Source organism: Bradyrhizobium oropedii (assembly GCF_020889685.1).
GTDB lineage: Bacteria > Pseudomonadota > Alphaproteobacteria > Rhizobiales > Xanthobacteraceae > Bradyrhizobium > Bradyrhizobium oropedii.
The window spans coordinates 1-3,851 of record NZ_JACMYO010000340.1; the positions used below are offsets into that span (position 1 = coordinate 1).

The window sequence follows — 3,851 nt, forward strand, 5'->3', positions numbered from 1 at the left end:
CCCGGAACGAACAATGCGTGCAGCCTGATCTCGTGCTGCGGCCATAACCGACGCTCCCACTAAAAGCTCGACGCCCGCAATGGCGGAATAAGGGCCGTGCGGCGCATCGTCACTCCTACCAATACCATTGACCGAACGGTTCGGTCAATCTATATTCCCGCCCAGTGGATTATAAGGCTTCGATTCTTCCCTTGCTCATTCTGGGTTGAGTTCTTTCGCGAGAAGCTAAATCAATGGTTGCAGCCCCCCGAACCTCCCTCCAGCCGGTCGGCGAGGAGGAATCGTCGAAACGCCGCCAGATCCTGGACGGCGCCCGCAAGGTGTTCCTGGAGCTCGGCTTTGACGGTGCCAGCATGGGCGAAATCGCCCGTGCCGCCGCCGTCTCCAAAGGGACGCTCTACGTCTATTTCCCCGACAAAGCCGGGCTGTTCGCGGCGATCGTCGAGGAGGAGAAGCTCGAGCAGGGCAAGGTCGCCTTCAATTTCGATCCGGCGCGCGACGTCGACACCACCCTCCCCGAATTCGGCCGCGCCTATATCGCCCTGCTGTGCCGGCCCGGCGGCGGCTCGGCGATCCGCACAGTAATGGCGATCGCCGAGCGGATGCCCGAGCTCGGCAGCCGGTTCTACACCCATGTGATCGCCCACACCGTCGACCGCTTCGCCGCCTATCTGGAGGCGCGCGCCGCACTCGGTGAACTCGTGATGGACGACACGCAGCTCGCGGCCTGGCAGTTCATGCAGATGTGCCAGGCGACGCTGTTCCAGGCGTTCATCTTCCAGGCCAATCCGTCGCCCTCGCCGGAGCGGATTGCAACCGTCGTCGACAGCGCGACGCGGGTGTTCTTTGCGGCGTACCGGCCGAAGCAGGCGGATTGATCCCCCGCCGTCGCAAGACAGGCGAGCGACGATCCAATCCGACTATTTCCTTTGGAAGGACCGTAACTTGGCGCTTGTCGCGTGACGCCACCTCGCGCGACAATCCCCTGCATGAACGGGGATATCGACCCAGATCAAATGTCCAGCGTGATGGCGCGGCTGGGGGACGCCGTGGTCGACCCGACGGCGTGGACCGACATCATGACGTCGATCTGCGCAGCGGTGAGCGCAACCGGCGCCGTGCTGCTGCAAAGCGACGTGCGGACACCGGACGTGCCACGCACGGCGTCGACCGAAGAGATGGTGCAGCTCTACTTCGCACACAACTGGCATGAGCAGGATTCGCGCGCTTCAGGCGTTCCGCGAGCAATGGCCGGCGAAGTGATCACCGATCAGGACTTGCTGACGCCCGAGCAGATCCGGTCGGATCCGATGTACAATGAGGTGCTGTATCCGTTCGGCTTCAAATGGTTCGCCGGCATCGGCTTCTGGGCCGACAGCGCACCGTGGGTGCTGACGTTGCAGCGCACCGGAAAGGAAGGACATTTCGAGACACGCGAGACGCGGCTGCTGGCGCAGCTTGGGCCGCGCCTGACGGAGACAGCGACACTGTCGACTGTGGTCGGCCGCATCGCGCTCTCCTCCATGACCGGCATTCTCGACCGGGTGCGGCAGCCGGCGGTCGTACTCGACCGCGCGGGCCTCGTGATCGATCGCAACGAAGCCGCCGATGCCGGCTTCGACGCGGACATCAGAATCAGGGATCGCCGGCTGATCGTGCGCGACAGAGCGGCACAGGCGCGGCTTGATCAAGTCGTCGATCTGATCCGCGCCGCACCCGAGCGCGCGGCACTGCCGATCGAGCCGATCCTGATCCGACGTACGCACAAGGGGCCGGTGGTTTTGCGCGTGTTGCCGGTCGACGGTGCGGCACGCAACGTCTTCCTCGGCGCGCGGGCGATGCTGGTCTTCGCCAATTTGACGCCGCGCGCGATGCCCGAGCCCGGCTTGATCGCGCAGGCATTCGACCTCACGCCGGCGGAAGCGCGGCTGGTGGCGCTGCTCGCGGGCGGCCTCTCGATCACCGACGCGGCCGAACGGCTCGGAATCGTTCGTGACACGGCACGCAACCAGTTGAAGTCGGCCTTCGCCAAAACCGGCACGCACCGCCAGCCGGAACTGGTCAGCCTCGCCCTTCGGATCGCTTGAGCATGGCGCCGCACCATACCGGCCGAAGCAGGCGAACTGATCTTTCGTCATTGCGAGCGGAGCGAAGCAATCCACCCTTCTTGCTCGCGGCACGATGGATTGCTTCGCTCCGCTCGCAATGACGGAGAGCCATTATCGCGCTACCATGGCTGTTGCGCCGCTAATTCGAGGTGATCATCCGCAATGAACGACCTCACCATCCGGCAGATGCGATCAGACGAGATCGCGCTCGCGATCGACTGGGCCGCGGCAGAGGGATGGAATCCCGGTCTCGCAGATTCGCCCTGCTTTGCCGCCGAAGACCCGCAGGGCTTTTTCATCGGCGAGTTCGACGGCCAGCCGGCCGCGGTGATCTCCTGCGTCAATTACGGCACACAATTTTCCTTCCTGGGATTCTACATCGTGCGTCCGGATCTGCGCGGCCGAGGTTACGGCCTGAAGATATGGAACGCCGCGATCGCGCATGCTGATCGGCGCGTGATCGGCCTCGACGGCGTGGTGGCGCAACAGGCGAACTACCAAAAGTCCGGCTTCACGCTCGCTTATGCCAATGTGCGCTACGGCGGCACGATCACAGCACCTCCGGCGCCGAGCACCGGCGTCGTTGCGCTGAGCGATGTACCTATGGCGCTGATCGAGGCCGATGACGCCACGGTGTTTCCGGCGACGCGCCCGGCCTTCCTGCGCGCCTGGATCAACACGCAAGGACATGTCGGACGCGGGCTGATCCGCGACGGCAGGCTGGCCGGATGGGGCGTGATCCGTCCCTGCCGAACCGGCCGCAAGATCGGTCCGCTCGTCGCCGATGATCGCGCGAGCGCAGAGATCATCCTGTCGGCACTGCTGGCGAACGCCGGCAGCGGCGAGATCTTCCTCGATGTGCCCGCGGTCAACCGCGACGCCTTCGCGCTGGCGCAAGGCCTCGGACTGGCACCGGTGTTCGAGACCGCGCGGATGTATACCGGCGCGATCCCGCCCTTGCGGATCGATCGCGTGTTCGGCGTCACGACGTTCGAGCTCGGCTAGCGCCCTGGGGCGAGCGTGCGTCTGCGTGATTTCGGAATATTCGAAATATATCCGTGAGTTGCCCGACGTGTCAAGTAGCTGGGTCGAACGCCGGCCACCGCCGGCTCCTTTGCATGGGGTTGTTTTCGATATTTTGCCAACGCGCCTCCCCCGCGAGCGCCCGCAAGCGGGAGAGGGAGCGCAGCGCAGTTGCGGCTGCAAGTCAATCCCGACCTAGTTCGCCGCAGCGTTGACCTCCGGCGCTGCAGCGTTGTCCTGCTCGAGCTCCTCAGGCAGTCCGGCGAAGCGGCGCAGCGCCTTCGCCATCTTCACGCGGCCGCCGACGCCGGTGATGATGACGTCGACCATCACGAACGACGAGTGGAAATGGCCCTGCGCCTTGAGCTGCTCGACCTTGACGCCGGCTTTCGCAAGCGCGTCGCCATAGGCGATGCCCTCGTCGCGCAGCGGATCGAACTCGCTTGTCGCGATGAACGCCGGCGGCAGGCCTTCGAGCTTGCCGCGCAGCGGCGCGACGCGCGGATCGGTGCGGTCGGCCGGCGAGCAGTACAGGTCCCAGAACCAGAACATCAGGCCACGGGTCAGGAAGTAACCGGCCGCGTTGTCGACATAGGACTGCCGGTCGAAGGAGGAATCGGTGACCGGGCAGATCAGGAGTTGGCCCGCGATCTCGGGCCCGCCGCGATCGCGCGCGAGCTGGCAGGTGACGGCTGCAATGTTGCCGCCGGCGCTCCAGCC

At 65.2% G+C, this 3,851-nt stretch carries 4 protein-coding genes; 3 read left to right on the forward strand and 1 reads right to left on the reverse strand.

What is annotated here, in order from left to right:
- The first annotated feature begins 233 nt into the window (after nucleotides 1-233).
- The 3 genes from H8A95_RS41940 to H8A95_RS41950 all read left to right on the forward strand — a co-directional run bounded on the left by H8A95_RS41940 (nucleotide 234) and on the right by H8A95_RS41950 (nucleotide 3,113).
- A complete protein-coding gene (locus H8A95_RS41940) occupies nucleotides 234-878 on the forward strand; it encodes a TetR/AcrR family transcriptional regulator (RefSeq protein ID WP_229188298.1) in 645 nt (214 codons plus the stop codon).
- A gap of 138 nt (nucleotides 879-1,016) precedes the next feature.
- Complete coding sequence (locus H8A95_RS41945) at nucleotides 1,017-2,087, forward strand: helix-turn-helix transcriptional regulator (RefSeq protein ID WP_229188299.1); 1,071 nt, start codon at nucleotides 1,017-1,019, stop codon at nucleotides 2,085-2,087.
- A 183-nt stretch (nucleotides 2,088-2,270) separates the two neighbouring features.
- Entirely contained in the window at nucleotides 2,271-3,113 is an 843-nt protein-coding gene (locus H8A95_RS41950; protein WP_229188300.1) for a GNAT family N-acetyltransferase, read from the forward strand.
- Nucleotides 3,114-3,326: 213 nt separating this feature from the next.
- Here H8A95_RS41950 and H8A95_RS41955 read toward each other — a convergent pair.
- A partial coding sequence (locus tag H8A95_RS41955; RefSeq protein ID WP_229188301.1) for an alpha/beta hydrolase occupies nucleotides 3,327-3,851 on the reverse strand: 525 nt, incomplete at its 5' end.

What these genes read in the sequence shown, in the direction of transcription:
- H8A95_RS41940 (WP_229188298.1), top strand. Translation starts at nt 234, where the DNA reads ATGGTTGCAGCCCCCCGAACCTCCCTCCAGCCGGTCGGCGAGGAGGAA.
- H8A95_RS41950 (WP_229188300.1), top strand. Translation starts at nt 2,271, where the DNA reads ATGAACGACCTCACCATCCGGCAGATGCGATCAGACGAGATCGCGCTC.
- H8A95_RS41945 (WP_229188299.1), top strand. Translation starts at nt 1,017, where the DNA reads ATGTCCAGCGTGATGGCGCGGCTGGGGGACGCCGTGGTCGACCCGACG.